The sequence below is a fragment of the Streptomyces sp. NPDC031445 genome (genome assembly GCF_055581365.1).
The window spans coordinates 23,605-47,502 of record NZ_JBVIJO010000023.1; the positions used below are offsets into that span (position 1 = coordinate 23,605).

Below are 23,898 nucleotides of genomic sequence, written 5' to 3' on the forward strand. Positions count from 1 at the left end.
CTTGCCTCAGGCAACCGGGCACCTGCATAGTTGCCTTGAGCAAGAATATCGGGAGGCACGTGTGGCCGACAGAGCTCAGTACGAGGAGCTGATGCGCCAGCTCAGCGCCATCGGATCCGTACGACGAGAGCTGGGCCGGATCCTTCCGGGCGGCTGCTCCAGCGTCGCCGCCACGGTGCTGGCCCTGCTCGGCCGTGACGGCGACATGCGCATCGGCAGGCTCGCGGAACTGCTCGCCGTCGACATGTCGGTCACCAGCCGCCACGTCGCGCACGTGGCCGCCCGGGGCTGGATCGACCGCAGTCCCGATCCCGCCGACCGGCGCTCGCGCATCCTCCGCCTGACCCCCGAGGGCCGGGCCATGCTCACCCAGCTGTCCGAGCACACCGCGCAGCTGCTCGCCCGGCGGCTGAGCGGCTGGAGCGACGAGGACGTCCGTCAGCTGACGTGCCTCATGGCCCGGCTCCGGGCGAGCTTCGAAGACCCCTGGACCGGACCCGGCACCTGGGCGGAACAGCCCTCCGGGGCCGCACAGGACCCCGGCGCCGGACCGCCCGAGGGCGACTGTTCACCCCGTACACCCGCTGCCACCACGTAAGGACGACAAACCCCATGACAACCACCCCGAAAGCAGGTGTGCGGGCCCACGCCCGTCCGGGAGGAGGTTCGCCCGACGCGCCGATGACCCACGCGCAGATCATGCGCGCCCTGTCCGGACTGCTGCTCGGCCTGTTCGCCGCCATCCTGTCCTCCACCGTGGTCACCAACGCGCTGCCGAGGATCATCGGTGACCTCGGGGGCGGCCAGAGCGCCTACACCTGGGTCGTCACCGCCTCCCTGCTGGCGGTGACCGCGTCGACCCCGCTGTGGGGCAAGCTCGCGGACCAGTTCAGCAAGAAGGTCCTGGTCCAGTCGGCGCTGATCGTCTACTGCGCCGGCTCCCTGGTGGCCGGTCTCGCGCCCAACCCCGCGACGCTGATCACCGCCCGTGTCATCCAGGGCCTGGGCGGCGGCGGTCTGTCCGCGCTGGCCCAGGTCGTCCTGGCCGCGATGATCGCTCCGCGCGAGCGCGGCCGGTACTCCGGCTACCTGGGCGCGACCTTCGCCGTCGCCACCGTCGGCGGGCCGCTGCTCGGAGGTGTCATCACCGACACCTCCTGGCTCGGCTGGCGTTGGTGCCTGTTCGTCGGCATCCCCTTCGCGCTCGTCGCGCTGGTGGTCCTCCAGCGGACGCTGAACCTGCCCGTGGCCAGGCGTGACGTCAAGGTCGACTGGGCCGGCGCCTTCTTCGTCACCGCGGCCGTCTGCACCCTGCTGATCTGGGTCACCTTCGCCGACGACAAGTACGCCTGGCTGTCCTGGCAGACGTACACCCTGGTGGCCGCGTCGATCGTGCTCGCGCTGATCTTCCTGTTCGTCGAGACGAAGGCCGCGGAACCGATCATCCCGCTGCGGCTGTTCCGCAACCCCACCATCGCCCTCGCCTCCGTCGCCTCCCTCTTCGTCGGCATCGCGCTGTTCGCGGGCACCGTCTTCTTCAGCCAGTACTTCCAGCTCGCGCGCGGCGACTCCCCGACCAGGTCGGGCGTCATGACGATCCCGTTCATCGCGGGCCTGTTCGTCTCCTCCACGGTCTCCGGACGCGTCATCACCCGCACCGGCAAGTGGAAGGGCTGGCTGCTGACCGGCGGTGTGCTGCTGACGGCCGGCCTGGCCCTGCTGGGCATGCTCCGCTACGACACCCCGTACCTGTTCATCGCGCTGTGCATGGCGCTGATGGGCCTCGGCGTCGGCATGACCCTCCAGAACCTCGTGCTGTGCACCCAGAACCAGGTCGCCCCGACCGACCTCGGTGCCGCGTCCTCCACGGTGACCTTCTTCCGCTCCCTCGGCGGCGCGGTGGGCGTCTCCGTGCTCGGCTCGGTCCTCACCACCCGGATCGGCCACTACGCGCGTGAGACCATCACCCGGCTCAGCCCGCCGGACCAGGCCGTGGCCGCGAAGACCTCCGGCGACGGCCGGCTGCCCGACCTCGCCCTGCTGCCCGCCCCGGTCCGCACCTGGCTGGAAGGCGCCTACGGGCACGCGATCGGCGACATCTTCATGTACGTCGCCCCGATCGCGCTGATCGCCTTCCTGGTGACCCTGTTCATCAAGGAGGTCCCGCTGCGCGCCTCCAGCGGCCTGGTCCAGGCGGCGCAGGCGGCCCAGGCGGCGGAGACCGCCGAGGCCGTCGCCGGGCTGCCCGTACCGGCGGAGGCCGTCGACACGGACGCGCAGGCCCTCGCCCCCGCGGGTGTCGCGGTCCGCGGCCGGGTCAGCGTCGACGGGAGCGAGCCCGTCCCGCGGGCCGTGGTCACGCTGACCTCACCGCAGGGCCGGCAGCTGGGCCGGGCGGAGGTGCGGGCCGACGGCTCCTACACGCTGGACGCCCCCGGCTCCGGGCGGTACGTCCTGGTCACCTCCGCCGACGGCTACCCGCCGCAGGAGTCCACGATCGTGGTCGACGACGAGTCGGTCGTCCACGACGTCCTGCTGACGGCACCGGCCGGCTGACCGGTACGACGCGGCCGTGCCGGTCCCGCCCGGGACCGGCACGGGCCACCGCGTACCGGGCGGCCCGGACCCGCACCGGCGTCGCCGCACAGCGAGGCACCCCTCGCACGGCACCGGCGCTCACACGTGGCCGAGGGGCCGGACGCGGACGGCGGGTGCGCCCGGGGTCACCTGACGACACGTCATGTCGCGGGCACGGGACGAGACGGACGGCACCGGCCACGTATCTCCGCGCGCACACCGGCCGGTTGGGGCGGCCGGCCACCGGAGGACCGGCACTCGCCGCGACAGCGACGGGAGTTGGGGTGATGCTGGATGCGGGCCGAAGCCCGGACCGGCCCCTCACCCTCCCACGCGGCCGTGGCATCGTCACACAGGCCGCCCGAGCAACGAGGTGAAGCCCGTGAGCGCACCCGTCCGCCCCCTTCCGGCCGCCGCAGACGGCACCCGTGCCCCCTCCGAACCGACCAGGTCCGCGCAGCGGGTCGTGGAGTGCCTCCAGGCGCACGACGTGCCGTACGTCTTCGGCGTGCCCGGCGCGAAGATCGACGCCGTCTACGACGCGCTGGCCGACGCAGGGCCGGAACTCGTCGTCTGCCGGCACGAGCAGAACGCGGTCTTCATGGCCGCGGCCGTCGGCCGGCTCACCGGGGTGCCGGGGGTGGTCGTGGTCACCTCCGGCCCCGGCACCAGCAACCTGGCGACCGGACTGCTGACCGCCACCACCGAGCAGGACCCGGTGGTCGCCCTGTGCGGCGCGGTCTCCCGGCCGGACCGGCTCAAGCGCACGCACCAGTCGATGGACGCCGCCGCGCTGCTGGCGGCCGTCACCAAGTCCGCCGGCGAGGTCAGCCACCCCGACAACGTCCCCGAGGCCGTCGCCAACGCCTTCCGCCGCGCGCTGAGCGAACCACGCGGCGCCGCCGCCGTGATCCTCCCCGCCGACGTCGCGGCGGAGAGCACGCCCGCGGCCATCCGCGAGCCACTGCCCGTTCCGCCCGCGGGCCCCGCCCCCGCCGATCGGATCCGCGAGGCCGCACGGATCCTGCGCGGCGCCCGCCACCCGGTCGTGCTGGTCGGCGCGCGCGGCGCCGACGAGGCGGCCTGCGCGGCGATCCGCTCCCTCGTCGCCGGCGGCGGACTGCCGGTGATCGAGACCTTCCAGGCCGCCGGCGTGGTCTCCCGGGAACTGGAGAGCCACTACCTCGGCCGGGTCGGGCTCTTCCGCAACCAGCCCGCCGACGTCGTCGCCGCCGCCGCGGACGTCATCCTCGCCGTCGGCTTCGACCCGGTGGAGTACGACCCCGGACTGTGGAACACCGACCCGCGGCGCACCGTCGTCCACGTCGACGCCCTGCCGGCCGAGATCGACAACCACTACCGGCCCGCGCTCGAACTGCGCGGTGACATCGCCGCCACCCTCGCCGAACTGGCCCGCCACACCGGGCCGGTCCGGCTGGGCCCCGAGGCCGACGCCTCCGTGGCGGCCCAGCGCGCCCGGCTGACCGCCATCGACGACGAGGCCCGTGCCCGGCCCGCCTCCGAGCGGGGTCTCGACCCCGCGGCCGTCTGCCTGGCGCTGCGCGACCACCTCGACGACCAGGCCACGATCGCCTGCGACATCGGCTCGGTGTACATCCACATGGCCCGTCACTTCCGCGTCTACGAACCGCGGCGGCTGCTGTTCTCCAACGGCCAGCAGACCCTCGGCGTGGCACTGCCGTGGGCCCTCGCCGCCGCCCTGGTCCGCCCCGGAACACAGATCGTCTCCGTCTCCGGGGACGGCGGGTTCCTCTTCTCCGCGCAGGAGTTGGAGACCGCGACCCGCCTGGGCCTGAGCTTCGTCCACGTCATCTTCCGTGACAACACCTACGACATGGTCGGTTTCCAGCAGGACCTCAAGTACGGGCGCAGGAGCGGGGTCGCCCTCGGCGACTACGACGCCGTCGCCTACGCGCGGGCGTTCGGCGCCCGGGGCGTCCGCGTGCGGAGCATGAAGGAGTTCGGCAGCGCGCTGCGCCGGGCGCTCGAGGCCGGCCGGCCCACGATCATCGACGTGCCGGTCGACTACTCGCGCAACACCGAACTGGGCGAGCACCTGATCCCCGGCGCGTTCGAGTGAGCCCCACGAGGAGGGAACAGGACATGACGACGACCGAGTCCGCCACCGGCCGGCTGCACCGATTCGTCTCCGCGCTACGGCACCTGCCGCCGTTGCGGGGCACGCCACCGGCGCTCTACCAGACGTCGACCATGGCCGCCCTGCTCGCGGGGGTCTACGACGGCGATGTCACCGTCGCCGAACTGCTGCGGCACGGCGACTTCGGGCTCGGCACGTTCGACCGGCTCGACGGCGAGATGCTCGTCCTCGGCGGCACCTGCTACCGCCTGCGTGCCGACGGCTCGGTCGAGGAGGCGGGCGGCGCCGAGCCGACCCCCTTCGCCGCGGTGACCCGCTTCCGGCCCGAACGGCGTGCCGGGCTGTCGGGGCCGCTGACCCGGGCCGAGACGGAGGAGGCCGTGGGCGGACTGCTGACCAGCCCCAACCTGGTGCACGCGGTCCGGATCGACGGACACTTCAGCGCCCTGCGCACACGGACCGTGGCCCGGCAGCAGCGGCCGTACCCGCCCCTCGCCGACGCGACGGCCGGCCAGGCGGAGAACACCTTCTCCGACGTGTCCGGCACGCTCGCCGGCTTCTTCACCCCGTACTACGAGCAGGGTGTGTCCGTCGCCGGCTACCACCTGCACTTCCTCGACCGGAGCCGGACGCGTGGCGGCCACGGCCTGGACTTCACGCTCACCGGGGGACACGTCAGCGTGGAAGCGCTGCCGGAACTGCGGCTGCGGCTGCCCACCACCCGGGACTTCCTGCGGGCCTCCCCTCCCTCGACCCCCCTGGACGAGCAGATCCGCCGCATCGAGAACGGCTGACCTCCCGGCGGGCCGCACATGCCGATGTCCTCGGCGTGCCGTCGGCGTGCCCGCCGGCCGGACGCGTGTCCCGCCGGGCGCCATGGGGATGCCTGTGCTGTGCTGCCGACTGTGTGCCCCACCGGATGCGTGCGGTACCGGGCGTGCGTCCCGCCGGGTGCCTGCCGCGGCCGGGGCCCGGCTAGGGGGATGCTTGTGCCGTGCTGCCGGGTGTGTGCCCTGCCGGATAGGTGTGGTGCCGGGCGGGTGTCCCGCCGGGCGGGTGAGTCGACCGGCGTCTGTCGCGCGGGATCAGTCTTGGCGGATGCCTGTGCCGCTGGGGTTGTGGCCTGCTGGATGGGTGCGGTTCCGGGCGTGTCCCGCCGGGTGTGTGCGCCGCCGGGGCCCCGGCTTGCCGGATGCCTGCGCTGCTGGGGGCATGCCAGTGCGGCGCCAGGTGTGTGCGCTGCCGGGGTTCGGCCTGCCGGATGCCTGTCTCGCCGGGCGTGTGCGTCGGCCGTGTCTGTCGGGCGGGGGCCAGGCCCGGCGGATGCCTGTGCCGCTGGGGTTGTGGCCTGCTGGATGGGTGCGGTTCCGGGCGTGTCCCGCCGGGTGCGTGCGCCGCCGGGGCCCCGGCCTGCCGGATGCCTGCGCTGCTGGGGGCATGCCAGTGCGGCGCCGGGTGTGTGCGCCGCCGGGGTTCGGCCCGCCGGATGCCTGTCTCGCCGGGTGCATGCGTCGGACGCGTCTGTCGCGCCGGATGCCTCCGGCGCCGGGCGTCTGTGCCGTCGACGCCCGTCCCGCCGGATGCCTGTCTCGCCGGGCGCGGGCCCCGGCGACCGCCTGCCCCGCCGACCCCGTGCCCCACCCAGGCTGCTGTCCAGCGCCGCCGGATGGTCGGCGGGTGCCCGGCCTCAACCGGCTCCGTGCGCGGGGCCCCGGGGCCGGTTCCCGGTGCTTCGTGCGTCGGCCGGGACCGGCAAGCGCGGGCGGTCGGCCGGAGCCGGTGCTTCGTGCGTTCGCCGGGACCGGGAAGCGCAGGCGGTCGGCCGGTTCCCGGTGCTCGTGCGTGCGTCGAGGCGGCCGGTGTCCGGTCAGCCGACCTCGCCGCCCACCGCCCGGGTCACCGGTACCGCCGCCGCCCGCACACCCGGTCCGAGCGCGGCGAGGACGCCGACGGCGGCGGCGCCCGCGAACAATGCCAGCAGGGCCGGCCAGGGCACCGAGATCACGGCGCCGTGCTGTCCGGCCACCGCCGCCACCCCCGCCGCGCCGCCCGCGAGGATGCCCAGCCCGGCGCCCAGCGCAGACACCACCACCGCCTCCACCCGCAGCATGGACCGCACGCCCGCGCGGTCCAGACCGACCGCGCGCAGCAGGCCGATCTCCCGGGCCCGCTCGAAGACCGCCATGCCCATGGTGTTCGCCACGCCCAGCGCCGCCACGGCGACCGTGACACTGAGCATCGCGTACAGCACCGACAACAGCGGGCCGAAGCCGCGCTCCGCCTCCCGTGCCGCGTCCGCCCGGTCCTGGACGAGCAGCACCGGATTGTGCAGCGCCCGGCGGATCTCCTCCTTCAGCACACCCGCGCGGCCGGGCTCGGCACGCACCAGCACCGAGAGCACCTCGCGCTCCGGCGTACCGCTCCCGGTCACCGCGCTCTGCGGCAGCAGGGCCGGGCCGAGGGCGTCGGGGCCGTCGTAGACCGCGACGATCCGGCGGTCCAGCGCCGGGCCGTCAGCCGTGCCGTCGTCCGACAGACGCCTGCCGGTGATCCGGTCGCCCAGGTGCCACCCGTGCTCCTCGGCCAGGTCCCGCGTGACCGCGATGGCGTCGGCCCGGCCGGCCAGCTCGTCCAGATCGCCCGCGCGCACCGTGAGGTCGGCGAGCCGGCCCCGGCCCACGGCCCCCGGATCCACCACCGCGGTCCACAGGTCGGAACCGTCGCGGAGGCGGAAGACGGCCTCGCGGACCGCGCTGACCGCCGCCACGTGCGGCAGCCGTGCCACCCGCGCCGCCGTGTGCGCGCCGATCCGCGCGTAGTCGACCGCGGTGATCCGCAGGTCCGTCGGCATGGCGGCCTCCGCCTCCCGCCCCGCCGTGGCGCTCAGCGAGGACAGCGCCACGGTGACCGCGCTGACGAGCGCCACGCACACGGTGAGCGCCCCGGCGGTCGCCGCCGTACGCCGTGGATCGCGGCGCGCGTTGGCCAGCGCCAGGGTGCCGCGCACTCCGGTCAGCAGCCGCACCGGCGCGCGCAGCGCCCGGGTGACGGCGTCCGCCAGCCGCGGCGTGAGCAGGATCAGCCCGGCCAGCAGCACCGCAGTGGCGAGGGACAGGACCCCCAGGTCGTCCTCGCCCGCGGCCATCAGCAGCGCACCGGCGGCGGTGGCCGCGAGGCCGGCCAGGGTGCGGCGCCGCAGCGCGGCGGCCGGGGCCGGCAGGTGTGTGCGCAGGGCCGCCACGGGGGCGACGGCGGAGGCCCGCAGAGCGGGAACGTACGCGGCGGCGGCCGTGAAACCCACACCGACGCACAGGGCCGTCAGCAGCGGAACGGGGGACAGCAGGGCCGGCGGAGCGGTGCCCGTGGGCCCCGCGGCCGGTCCGAACAGGCCGGCGAGCAGCGTGGCCGCGCCCACCCCGAGCGCGTACCCGGCCACGGCCGCCACGGCTCCGACGACGGCCGCCTCGGCGAGCACCATGCCCAGCACCCGGCGGCGGCTCGCGCCCACCGCGCGCAGCAGGGCGTGCTCACGTGCCCGCACCGCGCTGAGCATGGTGAAGGTGTTGCTCACCAGGAAGGCGGAGACGAACAGGGCGATCCCGGCGAAGAGCAGCAGGATCGTGCCGAGCTTCTTCCGGTCGGGTGCCGCCGCGGCCTCCCTGTCCAGTTCCGCGCGGGTCACCGCGTCGAGGCCCCGCGGCAGCATCCGTGACGCCCGCTCCGCGAGGGCCCGTGCCGGGGTGCCGGGGGCGGCCGTGAGGGTCACCGACGCGTACCGGCCGGGCGCCGGCGCGAACAGGGCCCGCGCGGTGGCACCGTCGAACGCGGTGACCGTGCCGCCGGCGGCGGTGGCGGGGTCGTACAGGGTGAAGACACCCGTGAGCCGTACCGTGCGGACCTCGCCGGCGACGACGACCCGCACCCGGTCACCGACCCGGTACCCGGCCCGCTGGGCCGACCACCGGTCCACGGCGATCTCCCCGGGACCCTGCGGGCCGCGCCCCCGCGTCATCGGGTAGCGGGGGTCGGCGCCGTGCGCGTCCGGCACGAAGTTCACCCCGGCGTCGGCGGACGGCGGCCCCACCAGGGTGCCGTCGCGTGCCACCAGGAAGGCCGGGCCGCGCAGGGTGCCCCGGGCCGCCGCCGCCCCGGGCAGCGCTGCGAGCCTGCGCCGCAGCGCCTCGCCGGGTGCCGTGCCGCCGCCGGCGGGGCGCACCTCCACGGACACGTCCGGGCGCGAGGCACGCTGGAGCCGCTCGGCACCCCTGGCCAGGGACTCGGTGTACAGCAGGGAGCCGCTGACGCAGGCGACCCCGATCAGCACGGCCAGGGCGGGCAGGACGAAGCGGTGCCGGTCGCGGAGCACGGAACGCATGACGGTACGGAGCATGGGGCCTTCCAGCGCTGCGGTCGGGGTGACGGTGCCGGGGAACCGGCGGACGGCCCGATCCTGACCGTGGCAGGGGCCCGCGCGGATCAGCCGGAGGTGCGAAGGTGCGGGGGCGCGCACCGGGCTTCCCTCGGCCGAACGGACGAGGCGCGGCGGCGGGGGAGCGCCGTACCCTCCCCGGCATGAACCAGCTCTTCGACGTCCCGCCGGGAGGCAGGCGGACCGCGGCGGCCTGCGCGGCGGTGATCCTGATCGCCGCGGTGGCCACCGAGGGCGCGGACACCGGCTCCGTGCCGCTGGCCGCCGCCTGGACGGTGTCCGGCGGCCTGCTGCTCGCCGCCGTCGCCGTGCGCCGGGACCGCTTCGACGCGGTGGCCGCCGCAGGTGTCCTCGCCTCCTGCCTGGTGACCCTCGTGACCACCCGGGTGGCCGCCCGGCCCGACACCACCTTCGGGCTCGCCGAGGCCTCCGCCCTGCTGCTGGTCGTCGTCCGGGCGGCGCGCCTGCGTCCGCCGCTGCGCGCCGCGGCCCTGGCCGGCGGGGCGCTGGTCGCGCTGACCGTGATCCTGCTGCGGCTGCCGCCGTCCGAGTACGAACCGCTGGTGCCGTTCGTGGTCCCGGCGCTCTGGTTCGCCGCCGCGCTGGCGACGGTACTGGGCCTGTACCTCCGGCTGCTCGACCGTTACCGGGCGCAGGAGCACCAGGCCGGCTTGCAGGCGCAGCGCCTCGAATACGCGCGGGAACTGCACGACTTCGTCGGCCACCACGTGACGGCGATCATCGCCCAGACCAAGGCCGTGAGGTACGCGACGGCGGCCGGCCGCCCCCCGTCGCCGGAGGAACTGGACGGCATGCTGGCGGCCGTGGAGGAGGCCGGGTCGCAGGCGATGCAGTCGATGCGTGCCATGGTGGCGGTGCTGCGCGACCCCGGCGGCCCGGCGGCCACGGCGGGTCCGGGCGGGGGACTCGCCGATCTGCGCGCCCTGACCGGACGCTTCTCCGCGACCGGCCCGGCCACCGCACTCACCCTCGATCCCCGTCTCACCGCCGCCGCGCTGCCGCCGGGCGTGGCCGCCACCGTGCACCAGGTCGTGCGCGAGTCGCTGACCAATGTGCGCAAGCACGCGCGCGGGGCCGGGGCGGTCACCGTCGACGTACGGCTGGCCGGCGACACCGCCTGCCCGTCCGTGCTCGTGTCGGTGACCGACGACGGACCGGAGGCGGCCGGGAGCGGCGGGGCGCCCGCCGACGGGGCCGTGCGGGGACCCTCTGCCAGGGGCGCCGGGACCGCCCGCTGCGGGTACGGACTGGTCGGGCTGGCCGAACGCGCGGCCATGATGAGCGGCACCGTCACCGCGGGGCCGCGGCCGGGCGTCGGCTGGCTCGTCGAGGCCCGCATCCCGCTGCCCGGCCCCCTGCCCGCCCCCGGCGACGACCGGCGTCACGGAGACGGCCGTACGACTGCCACCCTGGAACCATGACGATCAGCATCCTCATCGCCGACGACCAGCAGATGATCCGCTCGGCCTACGGCATGATCCTCGGCGCCCAGCCCGACATGGAGATCGTCGCCTCGGTGGCCGACGGCAGCACCGCGGTGCGGGAGGCCCGCCGGCTGCGTCCGGACGTGTGCCTGCTGGACATCAGGATGCCGGGGATCGACGGCCTGGAGGCGACCCGGCTGCTGGCGGGCCCGGAGGCGCCCGACCCGCTGAAGGTGCTCATCGCCACCACCTTCGACCTCGACGAGTACGTGTACCGGGCGCTGCGCAACGGCGCCTACGGCTTCCTCCTCAAGGACGGTTCCCCCGCGCTGCTCGTCGAGGCCGTGCGGGCGGTGGCCGCCGACAACGCCCTGATCTCCCCGGCGGTGACGGTCCGGCTGCTCCGGCACATGACCGACGCCGCGTCCGACGCCGTGTCCGCGTCCGGCTCGGGGAAGCCGGCGCACCGGCGGCGCGGCTCGTCCGGGACCCGCCCGACAGCGCTCGAACTCCCGCTCACCGCCCGTGAGCTGGACGTCGTACGGCTCGTCGCGCGCGGCCGCACCAACGAGGAGCTGGCGGCCGAGCTGCACGTCTCCCTGTCCACCGTCAAGACGCACCTCGGCAGCGTCCAGCGCAAGCTCGCCGCCCGCAACCGGGTGGAGATCGCCGCCTGGGCCTGGGAGAACGGAGTGTGCACCGGCCAGGACACACGGGGCGCGGCCGCCGACTGACACCGGGGACACCTGCGGAAACGGTGTGGCCGGGGAACGGGCCGCCGGGGAACGGTGTCGCCGGGCACCCATCCCTCACAGATGCCCGGCGACACCTGCCGCGGTCGGTGCGTCCCCAGGGACCGCGGCGGCTCCGGTGAGGCCAGGACATATGTTTCCCGCCGTGGACGGCCGGCACGACGGGGCGCACCCCAGGTTCGCGCGGCGGTGTGTGCAGGGCACTCCCCACGGGTGCGCCGGGGTGACGCCGGGAGGCCCCCCGACGCGCGCGGAGTTCCCCATGCGTGAGTGGTACACAAACCGTAGGGCTCCCCCTATGGCCCCGCCGTCCGACCGTTGGGCATGCTGAGGCCATGTGCATCGACATCGTCGTCGTCGACGACGACCCCGGGTTCCGCCGTATCGCCACGACGCTGCTGACGGCACGGGGCCTGCGGGTCGTGGCGGAGTCCGGGGACGGCGCCTCGGCCCTGGCCGCGGTGCGGGCACACCGCCCCGACGGGCTCCTGCTCGACCTGCACCTGCCCGACCTGGACGGACTGAGCGTGGCCCGCCGGCTGACCGAGGAGGACGATCCGCCGCGGATCGTGCTGACCTCCACGGACAAGTCGTTCTGGTCGCGGGAGGAACTGCGCAGAGCGGGGATCGAGTCCTTCGTCGCCAAGGACAAGCTGTTCGACGCCGACCTGCGGGGCATGTTCGCCCCCTCGGCGTGAGCCCCGGCGCCCGTTACTGTCCGAGGTAGCGCAGCACCGCCAGCACGCGCCGGTGCTGCCCGGTAGCCGTCTGGCTGAGCCCCAGTTTCATGAAGATGCCGGTCACGTGCCGCTCCACGGCGGCGACGCTCACGAAGAGCTTCTCGGAGATCCCGGTGTTGGAATGGCCCTCGGCCATGAGGGACAGGACCTCGCGCTCCTTCGGTGTCAGCGCCGCCAGCGGGTCCTCCGGGCGCTTGCGCCCCAGCAGGGCCGAGATCACGTCCGGGTCGAGGGCCGAGTCGCGGGCCACGACCCGCTCGACGGCGTCTATGAGGATCTGGGGACTGGCCACCTTCTCCTTCAGCAGGTAGCCCACCCCGCTCGGGTCGTCCCCGACCAGGTCGAGCGCGTAGGAGGCGTCGAGGAACTGCGAGAGGACGATCACGGCGGTCTCCGGCCGCGCCGCGCGGATCTTCCGTACGGCGTCCAGGCCGTCGGCCTCCAGGGCCGGCGGCATCCGGATGTCGGTGATCACCACGTCGGGCCGGTGCTCCTCGGCGACGCGGACGAGGTCCACCGCGTTGTCGACGGACGCGACGACGTCGATGCCCGCGTGCCGCAGGATGGTCGCGATGCCCTCGCGTACGATCGGCTGGTCTTCTCCCAGCACCGCCCGCAGTGGTTGGCTCATGGCGGAATCTTAGCCTGCGGCGCGTCGTGTCCAGTTGACGAGTGAGCCCAGGGCAAGGCGGCCCGCGCGCCGCCGGATCGGGCGGCGCCCGGGGCGGAAGCGCCCGGCCGAGCGGCCTCGACGGCGCCGGCCGCTCACGCGGAGACCGGGGCCGCATCGACCTCGCGCGCGTACAGGCGGGCCAGCTGGACCCGGGAGCGGACGCCGAGCTTCTCGAAGGCGTGCCGCAGGTGCGTGTTCACGGTGTGCGGGGACAGGAACAGCCGTTCCGCCGCCTCGCGGTTGGTGGCGCCGTGGGCGATCAGCCGCACCACGCCCAGCTCCGACCGGGTCAGCCCGCGCCATTCCGGTTCCGGGGCGGCCGGGACGGGGGCGCCCGCCACCCCGACGGGCCGGATCCCGAGCTTGCGGAGCCTGCCGTGCGCCCGCCGCGCGTCGCGTTCCGCCCCGCACCCGGTGTACAGCGCGAACGCCTCCTCGAAGCGGGACCGGGCCGTGCCGGCGTCGGCCGCGGCGACGCACTCCCCGGCGTCCTCCAGGGCGCGGGCCCGCAGCAGGGGGCGCGCGGTCCCATGGAGTTCCGCCGCCTCGGCGAGCAGCCCCGCGTCCCGGGCGAACAGGCCCCGGGCGTGCGCGGCGGCGCCCGCGAACAGCGGCAGGCCGGGGTTGAGCCGGGCCCGGTCCTCGGCGAACTCCACCGCCGCGGCGGCCACGTCACGCCGCCCGGAGGCCAGCGCGGCCGCCGCCAGCAGCACCACGTCCCCGGCGTCGACGCAGGTCGCGTGGAGGAAGCCGCGGCGCAGGTGGGCGGCGGCCGCGCCCAACTGGTCACGGGTCAGGGTCTCGTCCCGGTACAGGGCGGCCAGGACCGTGATCCACGCCCCGGCCCTGCGCGACTGCCGGTCCTCACCCTCCAGGTAGGTCTCCGCCAGGGCCGCGCACGCCTCCAGTGCGGCGTCGTCCCCGGTGTGGAAGGCGATCCGGGCGCGGGCGCACACCACGGCGGCCCCGCTCGCCGCGGACGTCCCCGGTACGTGCGGTCCGGCCCCGGCCGCCGCCAGCTCCCGTGCCGCCTCCGGCAGCCGGCCGCCGTCCAGCAGCAGCCGGGCCCGCGCGGTGTGCCACAGCGGCAGGTACGCCCGCCGGCCCCGCTGCTCCGCGTCCGCCAGCCCGCCCTCGACCAGGTCGGCGGCGGCCGTGCCGTCGCCGGCCAGGCCCAGCAGCGCGGCCCGCCAGACCGTCGCCAGGACCACTTCGGGGAGGGCGGGTCCGTACGCCGGGTCCAGCTCGGCGGCCTTCGCCGGCACCGGCTCGCTGTGTCCGAGCGCCTCGGTCCACCGCTGCCGGTGGCAGGCGCTCATCGACCTCAGGGTGCGCTGCGTCAGGTCGTTGAGCGGGTGTGTGCCCCGGGCGCGTGTCAGGGACCCGGCCAGGGCTCCGCCGGCCTCCTCGGCCTCGCCCGCCAGCAGACGGTGCAGCAGCGCCGTCGACAGCAGCTGGTCCTTCACCGGCTGCGGCACGCCCCGGTGGCCCAGGGCCCGGCGCAGATGTGCCTCGGCCTGGGCCACCGGGAACGGGCCGCCCATCCGGGTCAGTTCCAGGCACACCCGCGCGTGGGTGGCCGCGTCCGGCGGCACCTGGACCACCTCGCGGGCCAGGGCGCGGGCCTCCTCGGCCTCACCGGTCTGCCACAGCAGCGGAACCAGCCGCGCCGCCAGCCGCATCCGCCGGGGCGCGGCGTCCCCGCTCAGCCGCACCGCGCGGCGCAGGTGTGCCGCCGCCGTCGCGGGCGAGTGGGGCGCCAGTTCCCGCGCGGCGGTCTCCAGGACGCGGATCGCGTGTTCGTCGCCGGGCTCGGCCAGTTCGGCGATCTCGGCGGCGAGCGCCGCCGGGGGCGTGCCGTCCGCGAGCCGCAGGTCGACCGAGCGCCGGCGCACGGACAGCCGCACGGGCGGCGGCAGGGTGGCGACGACGGCGTCGCGGACCGACGGGTGCGTGAACGCGAGGTGCTGTCGATCGGCCCGCATCAGTCCCGCCGCCAGCACCTCGCGCAGGGGGCGCAGCAGGGCGGACTCGCCGCGGCCGAGCACCCGGGACAGGTGCCGGACGGTGAGGCTGTCGCCCAGCGCGGAGGCGATCAGCACCAGCTCCTTCGCGGGCCGCGTCAACTGGTCGAGCCTGCGGGCGGCGACGGCCCCGGCCACCGGGTCCTCGCCGGCACGGGCACCGCCGGCGGTCTCGGTCCGCGCGGCCAGCAGGCCGCACAGCTGCCGGACGGCGCCGGGCAGGCCGCCGGCGAGGGGAAGGTACGGTTCCGCCTGCGCGGCCCGCGGTCCCAGCAGGTCCCGGACCAACAGCCGTACGGCGTCCGGCTCCAGAGCCCCGACGTCGAGCGGGACCGCCCCCTCGGCGAGCAGATCGCGCCGCAGCGACTCCACGGCCGGCACGTCGAGGTGGGACCGCGCGGCGAGCACCCACAGCAGCGGCAGCCCGGCGAGCCGCGCGGTGAGCCCGCGCACCGCGAGCAGGGTCGGCTCGTCGCAGAGCTGCACGTCGTCCAGCACGACGACGACGGGCCGGTCGCGGGCGAGGTCCCGCAGCCCTTCCTCCACCCGCCGCACCGACAGGTAGGGAGAACCGGCCTCGGGGTACGACGACCCTGGCCCGGGGTACGACGACCCCGGTTCGCGGTGCGCGGTGCCGGGCCCGTGGGACGGGGGAGTGCCAAGCTCGCCGCTTCCGCCGCTCCGCGCGGCCGGCATCGACGCGAGGGCGTCCAGCAGGGGGGCCAGCGGTGGCATGCCGGGCGCGGCGACGCCGCTGCCGGTCAGGACCAGGGCCCCGGCGGGCGCCGCCTCCTCGGCGGCGAAGGCGAGCAGGCGGGACTTCCCGGCGCCGGCGGGCCCCTCGACCCACAGCACCCCGCCCTCGTCACGGTGGAGGAGCCGCAGCACCCGCTGGAGGAGCTGTTCCCGCTGCCGCCCGTGCCCGCGCGGGACCGCCGCCGGCACGGGGACGGCGGCGCCGTACATTCTCGGCGGGATGTCAGTCGCCTGGATCAAGGCAGCCTCCAGTGTCCGTGTGCCACGCGGCCGGTGCCCCCGGCTGTGCGGCACTGCCGCGAACCCGGCCGGGCCGTGGGCGGCCGGCCGCGTTCCGCCTCGTCGACGGCCCGCACACGTGTTGTGTCCTCGGTTCCGTCACAGGATGTGCCGTCGTCGCGTCCCGTGGCTGTCAAGCACACCTGAGAGGCGCCGGGGGGCGCACTCCACGGGTGATGTGGGGACAACCCGACGTCTGCACGCGTGCCGTCCCGGAACCAGCCGGCCCGGCCCGTACGGCGCGACCGCTCCGCCGCACGTCACACGGCCGGGGCCCGCCGCGCTGTGGGGTGGGCCCTACACCGCCGTGGGGCAGCCCCTAGGAAGGCGGAGGGAGCACACGACAGACCCGGACGCGGCCCGGTTCCGAGACTAACGCTTGTGTCCGGGGGTTCGCTCCACACCGGCCGACCCGCCGGAACCGACACGTTTGACCGACAGAACAAGAAGGCCCGCAGTGCACCGGACGCCTGCGGCTGACGAACGGGAACTGGGCATGGCACAGCTGGACACCCTTCGGGCCGAGGTCCGTCACCCCCTGGGCAGCACCGGCGTCCGGATGGTCGCCGGACCGGGCGGTGTCCTCACCCGGAAGGCGATGCTGGCCGGCTCACTGGTCTCGGCCGCCGTCGGGGGCGCACTGATCGTCGCGCCCGTCGGCACGGTGCCCCAGGCCGGGGTGCTCTTCGGAGTGCACCTGGCCGTCCAGGGGATCCTGCAACTGCTCGCGGTCCACCAGTCGAAGGCGTCGGCGGCGGTCCGCCGGATGCTGGCCGGCGGAGGGCTAGCCGCCCTGCTGCTCGGCGCGGCCCTCCTCCTGGGCCGGGCCGACACCGTCTTCCTGCTCGGGCTGTGGGCCGGCTGCGGCTGGCTGCTGCGGGGGCTGACCATGGCCGTCTCCGCCACCTCGGCCTCGGTGAGCCATGTCTTCGTCTACGACGACGTACTGAACGCGGTGATCGTCTCGGCGGGTCTGTTCATGACCGCCTTCCCCTTCTCGTCCCTGGGGCAGCTGGCCGACGTCGGCGGTTCCGTACTGATGGCCACCGGCGTGTTCGAGGCGTTCGCCGCCGCACGGCGGCACCCCCGCACCCTGCGCGCGATCGACTGAGGCGGACCCCGGCCGGGGCGGCGCCCCCCAGGCAGCCGCGCGCCGGGACCGTACGCACACGACAACCCACGTTTCCAGGCCGGTCGACCGGCCGAGCCCCGAGGAGGCGACCATGAAGAAGTGCCGGCTCTCACTGGAGGTCACACACTGGGTGACCTCGGACCTCACCCTCACGCTGGACTCCGAGATCTCCTACGACACCCATGACCCGCTGGCCGTCACCGTGGTCCTCGACGCCGACGGCGAGCGGCCGGTGCGCTGGATCTTCGCCCGGGACCTGCTGGCCGACGGCCTGTCCGCGCGGGTGGGCGAGGGCGATGTGGCGCTCTGGCCCGTGTGCGACCTCGACGGTGCGGCGTCCACCTTCTGCCTGCGGGTGGGAAGCGCCCGTACGGCGCTCTTCGAGATCCCCGCCGAACCGGTCAGGACGTGGCTCGCCGGGACCTACACCATGGTGGCGCGCGGGGCCGAACTGGACGGGGTCGACTGGGACGAACTGGTCCAGCTGGCGGAGTGAGGCGCGCCCACCGCCGGCCCGGCACGAGCGAGCGGATGCGGGACACGTGTCCCGGAGGACACCCACACACAGCCCTACTCGGAAGGACGACAATGCGAAGCAACCCGCGGCCCCTCCTCAGCGACTGGCAGTGGCAGCAGAGCGCCGCCTGCCGCGGCATGAGCAGCTCCACCTTCTTCTCCCCTCCGGGAGAGCGGGGACGGGCGCGCCGCGAGCGCGAGGAGCGGGCCCGGCGCATCTGCGGCCGGTGCGAGGTCGCCGACATCTGCGCGGCCACGGCCCTCAAGCACGGGGAGGACTACGGGATCTGGGGCGGGATGTCGGACGCGGACCGCCGCCGGTTCGACACGGGCACCGCGGGCGCGGCCTAAGGCGAACGAGCGGCCCTGGCCACGGCGGAGCCGGCCATCGGCCGCGGGCGACGCGAACCCCGCGGCGCGTCACCGCCCCGGCAGCGGCGCGGCGCCTGCCACCGGCCCATCACGCACATGTGTGATGTGTCGCCCCAGGAGCCGGCCACACCATGTCGTACGCGGCGCCGGAGCGCCGTGAGGTGTCGACTGGAACGGCGAGTGAGGAGACCCAGGTGCCTGGCTTCACCCGAGGAAGGGACGACGTGTCGCGCCGATCGGACGCCTTCGGGGCGCGGGAGCCTCACGCCCGGGTCCGCGTCCGGGTCCTGGGCGGCCAGGACGTGGCGCTGGTGAACGGCCCGGTGTTCCTGGCCGGCCTGTTCTACGCCGTGTCGCCGTGGGTGCTGGGCTTCGCCGCCGCCCACCGCGACCTCGCCGTGCACGACCTGGTCGTCGGCTGCGCCATCTGCGTCCTGACCGTCGGCTTCACGGTGGCTCCCGAGCGCATGACCGGGCTGAGCGCCGCACTCGGGGTGACGGGTCTGTGGATGGCGTTCTCGCCCTGGGCGGTGGTACGGCACCCGGGACGCGCCGCCGCCGCGGACGGCGTGGTCCTCGGCGCGCTCGCCCTGGTCCTCGGCCTGCTGTCCACCGCCATGGTCCGGCGGGCCAACCGCCTTCCGTGACCCGGCCGCCCCGGCGGTACGACCACTCACACTGCCCCCCGCGGCGCCCGGCCGCCACCACCCTCATGCCACCTCCGCACCGCCCCCGCACGCCCCGCCCCTGCCGTCCCCGTCCGCCGACGGGCACCGCGCCGCCCGCAAGGAGAAGTCCGATGGCCGCACCCGTACCGCCCCGACACGACCCCCGGTCCCCATGGCGTTCCGAGGGAGTGCCGGGCGGGCCGCCCACGCCGGACGGCCGGCGCTCCCGCAACGGCTGCCTGGTGCAGGTCGTGATCCTCCTCGTCGTCTACCTGGGGACCGGCCTGCTCTACAACACCATGCACGGCGACGGCACCACGTCCATCGACTACACCGCCTTCACCGCACAACTGGACGCGGGCAACGTCAAGACGGTCTACTCCCAGGGCTCGCAGATCCAGGGCACGCTCAAGAAGGAGGCCCGCACGGCGCCCGGCGGTGACGACGGCGCCACCTACGTCCGCTTCAAGACGTACAAGCCCGCCTTCGCCGACGACGCCGGGCTCTGGCGGGAGATCACGCGGCAGAAGGTCTCGGTCTCCGCGTCGCCGGTGGCCCAGGGACCGGGCCTCGGCCAGTCGTTGCTGGTGTCGCTGGTGCCGACCGCGCTGCTCATCGCCGTGTGGGTGTTCTTCGCCCGCAGGACGGGCGGCGGTCTCGGCGGCGGTATGGGCGGCATCCTGGGCCGCAGGCCGCCGAAGCCGGTCGAGGCGGAACAGGGGCGCACGACGTTCGCCGACGTGGCCGGCATCGACGAGGTCGAGGGCGAACTCAACGACGTCGTCGACTTCCTCAAGCGGCCCGAGGCCTACCGCCGCCTGGGCGCGAAGATGCCCCGCGGCGTCCTGCTCGCCGGTCCCCCCGGCACCGGGAAGACGCTGCTCGCACGGGCGGTGGCCGGCGAGGCCGGGGTGCCGTTCTTCTCCGCCTCGGCCTCCGAGTTCATCGAGATGATCGTCGGCGTGGGCGCCTCCCGGGTGCGCGAACTGTTCGCCGAGGCACGCAAGGTGGCACCGTCGATCGTCTTCATCGACGAGATCGACACCATCGGCCGGGCGCGCACCGGCTCGGCGGTGGGCGGACACGACGAACGCGAGCAGACGCTCAACCAGATCCTCACGGAGATGGACGGCTTCTCCGCCTCCGACGGCGTCGTCGTGGTCGCCGCGACCAACCGGGCCGAGATCCTGGACCCGGCGCTGACCCGGCCCGGCCGGTTCGACCGGGTGGTGACCGTCTCCCCGCCGGACCGCAAGGGACGCGAGGCCATCCTGCGCATCCACACCCGGTCCATGCCGCTGGCCGGGGACGTCGACCTGGCCCAGGTCGCCCGTACCACCCCGGGCATGACCGGCGCCGAACTGGCCAACCTCGCCAACGAGGCCGCGCTGCTCGCGGTCAAGCGCGACCGGGACCGGGTGACCGGGCACGATCTGTCCGACGCCCTGGAGAAGGTCCAGCTCGGCGCGCAGCGCCCGCTCGTGATGCCCGAGGAGGAGCGGCGGCGCACCGCCTACCACGAGAGCGGCCACGCCCTGCTCGGCATGCTCCAGCCCGGCGCCGACCCCGTCCGGAAGATCACCATCGTGCCGCGCGGCCGGGCGCTGGGGGTGACCCTGTCGACGCCGGACGCCGACAAGTACGCGTACACGGAGGAGTACCTGCGCGGCCGGATCATCGGTGCCCTGGGCGGTATGGCGGCCGAGCGGGTCGTGTTCGGGGTGATCACCACCGGCGCCGAGAACGACCTGGAACACGTCACCGGCATCGCCCGCGGCATGGTGGCGCGGTGGGGGATGAGCGACCGGGTGGGGCACCTGTCGGTGCTGCCCGACGACGGTCAGCAGCCCTACGGGATGTCCGCCGCCCCGCGCACCCTCGACCTGGTCGACGGCGAGATGCGCCGCATCGTCGAGGAGTGCTACGCCGAGGCGTGCCGCACCCTGGAGGAGAACCGCCACCGCCTGGACGACCTGGCCACCGCCCTGCTGGAGCACGAGACGCTGGACGAGGCGGACGCCTACCGCGTCGCGGGCATCGCACCCGCCGCCGTCGGACGGGAGGCCTGAGCGGACCCCGCCCCGCCGTGTGCCCTGCCGGCGGGCGGCACCGACGTAGCGGCACCGCGCACCTCCTACCCAGTGGCTTCCAAGTCAAATGACGGATGCGGCGACCGGGTGTGTCTGTGAGAGTCGACGCCAGCGGCGCCGGCGCAGTCAGGTGCGCGGGTCCGCCTCGCGTGCGGACGTGCGGCGGCCGCCGTCCGCGGGCGTCGCTCTCCGACGCCGCGAGGGCGGGCGCCGAGCCCTGGGGGAAGGAACGAGCGCGATGACGTCGATCGCCGATGAGCTGGGAAGCGTCCTTGACGTCATACGGCAGCCGGTCTGGGCCGTGGACGCCGATCACACGGTGCGCTACGCGAACCCCGCGGCCGCCGAGGCGATGGGGTACGAGCACCCGTCCGACCTGGTGGGCACGGACGGCCGTCCGTCCGGTCTTCCGGGCGCTGACCGCCGTCCGTCCGGCCTGTCCGGCGCCCGCGGTGGTCCGGCCCCCGGCTCCGATCCGGAGACCGTCGTGCGGGCCCGGACCCTGAGTGGCCGGGGCACGCTCACCCGGGCCGACGGCTCCCTCCTGCCGGTCGAGTGGACCCGGGTGCCGCTGTCCCGGCCGGGAGGCGACGACGCCCTGTACGTACTGCTGCCCCTCGGCGAGCCGGTCCGCGCCGGGCACGCCCTGCGGAACGCAGGACCGCCGTACGCGCTCCTCGCGCACCGGCAGGTGGAACGAGAGCGCCGGTACGCCCGGACCCTCCAGCATGTGGTCCAGGAGCGCCTGGTGCGGACCCTGCTCGGTCTGAGCCTCGCCCGGCAGGAGCTGGGCGCGGCACCGGCCCGGGCGCTCGACCTGCTCCACGACGCGGTCCGCGACACCGAGGAGGCCCTGGCCGGCGTGCGGGAGGTCACCGATGCGCTGAGCCCCGGGGCCCTGCGCGCCGGCGGCCTTCCCGCGGTGCTCGCCGCCCTCGCCGGGCGCTGCCCGGTGCCGATGACCGTCTCGGGCTTCCTGGCCGGACGGCTGCCTCCGCTGGTCGAGTCACACCTGTACCTCCTCGTCGCGGAGGCCGTCGAGCGAGCCGTGGAGAACGGCGGCGCCGGCCGCGTCCGGGTGACCGCCGACCTCGGGACGAGCCTCGTGGTGACCGTCGTGGACGACGGGGCGCCGCCCGCCGGGGAGGCGGACCTCGCGGCGCTGGCCGCCCTGACGGAGCGGGCGGCGAGCCTGGGCGGCACGCTGGAGGTGCGGCACACGCCCGGCGCCGGCACCACGGTCACGGCGTTCGTCCCGCTCTGAGCGCGTGATCGTCCCGCTCTGAGCGCGTGACCGCGCCCACGGACACACGTGTGCGCGGAGCCGGAACACCCGCCGGTTCAGTCCGGTATCGGTATCTGGATCAGGATGGTCGTGCCGCCACCGGGAGGGGAGTCGATGGCCAGCTTCCCGTCGAAGGCCGCCACCCGGTCCGCGAGTCCGCTCATCCCGTTGCCGGCGGTCGCCTTGCCGACGCCACCGACGCCGTCGTCGGCGACCTTGATCCGCAGCAGGTCCCCGAACGCGAGGGTCACGTCGATCCGGGACGCCTGGGCGTGCTTGACCGCGTTCGTCACCGCCTCGGCCACGACGAAGTACGCGTTCGACTCGACGGTGGAGGAGATCCGCCGTTCGTCCGTGCTCTCGACGACGGTGGGCACCGGGCACCGGGACGCCAGGTCCTTCACCGCTGCCACCAGCCCCTTCACCGTCAGCACGAGCGGGTAGATGCCCGAGGCGAGTTCCCTCAGCTCGTTGATCGCGGTCTGCGCGTTGTCGATGGACTGGTCCAGCAGATCGATCGCGTCCGTCTGCGTCTGCGGTATCAGCTCCCGTGCCAGCCGCAATCCGATCATCAGGCTCACCAGACGCTGCTGTGCCCCGTCGTGCAGGTCCCGGGCCGTACGGCGGTGCACGGCCTCGGTGCTCTCCATGATGCGTCTGCGGCTGTCCTGGAGGGACGCCGCCATGAAGTTGAAGGAGGTGCCCAGTGCCCCGATCTCCGCCACCTTGCTCGGCGGCATGCGCACGCTGAGGTCACCGCCCGCGAGTTCTTCCGCCGCGGCCGCCGCCCCGCGCACCGGCCGCACCACCGCACGGTGCTGGAGCACCGTGAAGACGGCCACGAGCGCGGTCGAGGCCGCGAGCCCCACGGCGGCGGCGAGCACCGCCTGGCGGCTGTTGGTCCCCGCCGCGTCCGTGCGTTCCGCGAGCTGGGCCCGCTCGTCCGTCATGTACCGGTCGAACTGGACCCGCAGGACGTCGACGCGCTGCTTGCCCTCGGCCGTCTCCTTCAGGCTGGACGCGGCGGGATCACCCCGCCGGACCATCTCGACCAGCGGGACCGAGTAGTCGTCCAGGAAGGACTTCACGCCGCGTGTGATCTGCTCGGCGGTGCGCCGCTGTGCCGGGGAGGTGGCGCTGTCGGTGAACCGCCGCTCCTCCGCGGGCAGCGCCGCGCGCGCCGCCTGCCACGGCTGGAGGAACTCCTCCCGCTTGGTGATCACGTAACCGCGCTGGCCGGTCTCCAGGTCGAGGAGCAACTGCTCCATGCCGCCGGCCTGGACGAGGGCCGTCCGGGACGCGCGCCGGGCCGAGACGGAGCTGTTCGCGTCGGAGATCGCGAACAGCAGGACGGCGAACGCCACACCGATCAGCAAGGCGAGCAGGCCGCTCGCCGCGACCGTGAGGCTCGTCAGCCCCAGCCGCCGGCCCGTCTTCTCCGGTCGTGCGTCCATGTTCCGCCTGCCAGCCCGTGGATGGATCGAGACACCTGAAGTGTGCAATGTATCCGCACGCGAGCAGAAGACGTGTCCGCATGGCAGGCACGGGCACATGCCCACGAGGTATGCGAACCGGCGCGGCCGCACGCCGCCGCCCTCATGCCGCTCCAGCCCGGCGCCGTCAGCCACTCGCGTGGCCCGTGGGGACGACGGCGTGGCATCGTGCCGCTCCAGCCCGGCGCCGCCGTCCTCGTGTGGCTTGAGCGTGGTGCCGTCAGCTTCGGGTCAGCGGTCGCTGGTGTGCCGGTCCGGGGGTGCGGCTGTGGCGTGGTCCGCGTGGGCGTCCCAGGTCGCAGTGGCGGAGGAGGGTGAGCAGGGTGAGTGTGGTCGCGGCGCTGAAGCCGGCGGCCAGGGCGTGCCCGGCCGTGTAGGCGACGAGGGGCCGGGTCCAGGCGGGCACGGTGTGGCATGGTGCCGCTTCGGCCCGGTGCCGCCGCCCTGCCGCTGCAGCCCGGCGCCGCCGTCCTCGTGTGGCTTGAGCGTGGTGCCGTCAGCTTCGGGTCAGCGGTCGCTGGTGTGCCGGTCCGGGGGTGCGGCTGTGG

Annotated in this window: 17 protein-coding genes and 1 pseudogene; 13 read left to right on the forward strand and 5 right to left on the reverse strand. The window is 75.0% G+C overall.

Annotation, left to right across the window (positions count from 1 at the left end; all coding sequences use genetic code 11):
• Positions 1-61: 61 nt before the first annotated feature.
• From ACZ5DC_RS38130 to budA, 4 genes and pseudogenes are all read left to right on the forward strand, one after another.
• On the forward strand, positions 62-598 hold the full coding sequence (locus ACZ5DC_RS38130) for a MarR family winged helix-turn-helix transcriptional regulator (protein WP_468660675.1): 537 nt from the start codon (positions 62-64) through the stop codon (positions 596-598).
• An 83-nt stretch (positions 599-681) separates the two neighbouring features.
• Positions 682-2,553 (forward strand): annotated as a pseudogene (locus ACZ5DC_RS38135) (MFS transporter); the annotation flags it as partial.
• 406 nt (positions 2,554-2,959) lie between these two features.
• Positions 2,960-4,678, forward strand: a complete 1,719-nt coding sequence (gene alsS, locus ACZ5DC_RS38140) for an acetolactate synthase AlsS (RefSeq protein WP_468660677.1) — start codon at positions 2,960-2,962, stop codon at positions 4,676-4,678.
• A gap of 23 nt (positions 4,679-4,701) precedes the next feature.
• The gene (budA, locus tag ACZ5DC_RS38145) at positions 4,702-5,490 is read left to right on the forward strand and encodes an acetolactate decarboxylase (protein ID WP_468660679.1); all 789 of its coding nucleotides are present in this window, start codon (positions 4,702-4,704) and stop codon (positions 5,488-5,490) included.
• Between the two features lie 1,073 nt (positions 5,491-6,563).
• On the opposite strand, the gene ACZ5DC_RS38150 is transcribed toward budA, so the two are convergent.
• The gene (locus ACZ5DC_RS38150) at positions 6,564-9,086 is read right to left on the reverse strand and encodes an FtsX-like permease family protein (RefSeq protein WP_468660681.1); all 2,523 of its coding nucleotides are present in this window, start codon (positions 9,084-9,086) and stop codon (positions 6,564-6,566) included.
• Positions 9,087-9,268: 182 nt separating this feature from the next.
• Between ACZ5DC_RS38150 and ACZ5DC_RS38155 the strand changes: the two genes are divergently transcribed.
• The 3 genes from ACZ5DC_RS38155 to ACZ5DC_RS38165 all read left to right on the forward strand — a co-directional run bounded on the left by ACZ5DC_RS38155 (position 9,269) and on the right by ACZ5DC_RS38165 (position 12,020).
• The gene (locus tag ACZ5DC_RS38155; protein ID WP_468660683.1) at positions 9,269-10,567 is read left to right on the forward strand and encodes a sensor histidine kinase; all 1,299 of its coding nucleotides are present in this window, start codon (positions 9,269-9,271) and stop codon (positions 10,565-10,567) included.
• Positions 10,564-11,304, forward strand: a complete 741-nt coding sequence (locus ACZ5DC_RS38160; protein ID WP_468660685.1) for a response regulator transcription factor — start codon at positions 10,564-10,566, stop codon at positions 11,302-11,304. Before ACZ5DC_RS38155 ends, ACZ5DC_RS38160 begins: the two co-directional genes overlap by 4 nt.
• A 353-nt stretch (positions 11,305-11,657) precedes the next feature.
• Positions 11,658-12,020 carry a response regulator gene (locus tag ACZ5DC_RS38165; RefSeq protein ID WP_468660687.1) on the forward strand — a complete coding sequence of 121 codons (363 nt, stop codon included), beginning with the start codon at positions 11,658-11,660 and terminating at the stop codon, positions 12,018-12,020.
• A gap of 13 nt (positions 12,021-12,033) precedes the next feature.
• On the opposite strand, the gene ACZ5DC_RS38170 is transcribed toward ACZ5DC_RS38165, so the two are convergent.
• Positions 12,034-12,693 (reverse strand): response regulator transcription factor, encoded by a 660-nt coding sequence (locus ACZ5DC_RS38170; RefSeq protein WP_366754981.1) that lies wholly within the window; start codon positions 12,691-12,693, stop codon positions 12,034-12,036.
• A 134-nt stretch (positions 12,694-12,827) separates the two neighbouring features.
• Positions 12,828-15,755, reverse strand: a complete 2,928-nt coding sequence (locus tag ACZ5DC_RS38175) for a helix-turn-helix transcriptional regulator (RefSeq protein WP_468660690.1) — start codon at positions 15,753-15,755, stop codon at positions 12,828-12,830.
• Between the two features lie 535 nt (positions 15,756-16,290).
• Between ACZ5DC_RS38175 and ACZ5DC_RS38180 the strand changes: the two genes are divergently transcribed.
• The 6 genes from ACZ5DC_RS38180 to ACZ5DC_RS38205 all read left to right on the forward strand — a co-directional run bounded on the left by ACZ5DC_RS38180 (position 16,291) and on the right by ACZ5DC_RS38205 (position 21,836).
• On the forward strand, positions 16,291-16,905 hold the full coding sequence (locus ACZ5DC_RS38180) for a hypothetical protein (RefSeq protein WP_468660692.1): 615 nt from the start codon (positions 16,291-16,293) through the stop codon (positions 16,903-16,905).
• 112 nt (positions 16,906-17,017) lie between these two features.
• Entirely contained in the window at positions 17,018-17,422 is a 405-nt protein-coding gene (locus ACZ5DC_RS38185; protein ID WP_468660694.1) for an SsgA family sporulation/cell division regulator, read from the forward strand.
• 92 nt (positions 17,423-17,514) lie between these two features.
• The gene (locus ACZ5DC_RS38190) at positions 17,515-17,793 is read left to right on the forward strand and encodes a WhiB family transcriptional regulator (RefSeq protein ID WP_468660696.1); all 279 of its coding nucleotides are present in this window, start codon (positions 17,515-17,517) and stop codon (positions 17,791-17,793) included.
• Between the two features lie 245 nt (positions 17,794-18,038).
• Positions 18,039-18,461, forward strand: a complete 423-nt coding sequence (locus ACZ5DC_RS38195) for an SPW repeat protein (RefSeq protein WP_468660698.1) — start codon at positions 18,039-18,041, stop codon at positions 18,459-18,461.
• Positions 18,462-18,613: 152 nt separating this feature from the next.
• A complete protein-coding gene (gene ftsH / locus ACZ5DC_RS38200; RefSeq protein ID WP_468660700.1) occupies positions 18,614-20,551 on the forward strand; it encodes an ATP-dependent zinc metalloprotease FtsH in 1,938 nt (645 codons plus the stop codon).
• 259 nt (positions 20,552-20,810) lie between these two features.
• On the forward strand, positions 20,811-21,836 hold the full coding sequence (locus ACZ5DC_RS38205) for a sensor histidine kinase (RefSeq protein WP_468660702.1): 1,026 nt from the start codon (positions 20,811-20,813) through the stop codon (positions 21,834-21,836).
• A 77-nt stretch (positions 21,837-21,913) separates the two neighbouring features.
• Here the strand turns inward: ACZ5DC_RS38205 and ACZ5DC_RS38210 are convergent, their stop codons facing one another.
• The gene (locus ACZ5DC_RS38210) at positions 21,914-23,311 is read right to left on the reverse strand and encodes a sensor histidine kinase (RefSeq protein ID WP_468660704.1); all 1,398 of its coding nucleotides are present in this window, start codon (positions 23,309-23,311) and stop codon (positions 21,914-21,916) included.
• A 259-nt stretch (positions 23,312-23,570) separates the two neighbouring features.
• Entirely contained in the window at positions 23,571-23,756 is a 186-nt protein-coding gene (locus ACZ5DC_RS38215) for a hypothetical protein (RefSeq protein ID WP_468660706.1), read from the reverse strand.
• Positions 23,757-23,898: the final 142 nt, after the last annotated feature.

Bases quoted from the DNA above. Each gene is read 5' to 3' on its own strand.
- ftsH (WP_468660700.1), top strand. From the start codon at position 18,614: ATGGCCGCACCCGTACCGCCCCGACACGACCCCCGGTCCCCATGGCGT.
- ACZ5DC_RS38150 (WP_468660681.1), bottom strand. From the start codon at position 9,086: ATGCTCCGTACCGTCATGCGTTCCGTGCTCCGCGACCGGCACCGCTTC.
- ACZ5DC_RS38185 (WP_468660694.1), top strand. From the start codon at position 17,018: ATGAAGAAGTGCCGGCTCTCACTGGAGGTCACACACTGGGTGACCTCG.
- ACZ5DC_RS38180 (WP_468660692.1), top strand. From the start codon at position 16,291: ATGGCACAGCTGGACACCCTTCGGGCCGAGGTCCGTCACCCCCTGGGC.
- ACZ5DC_RS38155 (WP_468660683.1), top strand. From the start codon at position 9,269: ATGAACCAGCTCTTCGACGTCCCGCCGGGAGGCAGGCGGACCGCGGCG.
- ACZ5DC_RS38210 (WP_468660704.1), bottom strand. From the start codon at position 23,311: ATGGACGCACGACCGGAGAAGACGGGCCGGCGGCTGGGGCTGACGAGC.
- ACZ5DC_RS38190 (WP_468660696.1), top strand. From the start codon at position 17,515: ATGCGAAGCAACCCGCGGCCCCTCCTCAGCGACTGGCAGTGGCAGCAG.
- ACZ5DC_RS38165 (WP_468660687.1), top strand. From the start codon at position 11,658: ATGTGCATCGACATCGTCGTCGTCGACGACGACCCCGGGTTCCGCCGT.
- ACZ5DC_RS38170 (WP_366754981.1), bottom strand. From the start codon at position 12,693: ATGAGCCAACCACTGCGGGCGGTGCTGGGAGAAGACCAGCCGATCGTA.
- ACZ5DC_RS38205 (WP_468660702.1), top strand. From the start codon at position 20,811: ATGACGTCGATCGCCGATGAGCTGGGAAGCGTCCTTGACGTCATACGG.
- ACZ5DC_RS38160 (WP_468660685.1), top strand. From the start codon at position 10,564: ATGACGATCAGCATCCTCATCGCCGACGACCAGCAGATGATCCGCTCG.
- budA (WP_468660679.1), top strand. From the start codon at position 4,702: ATGACGACGACCGAGTCCGCCACCGGCCGGCTGCACCGATTCGTCTCC.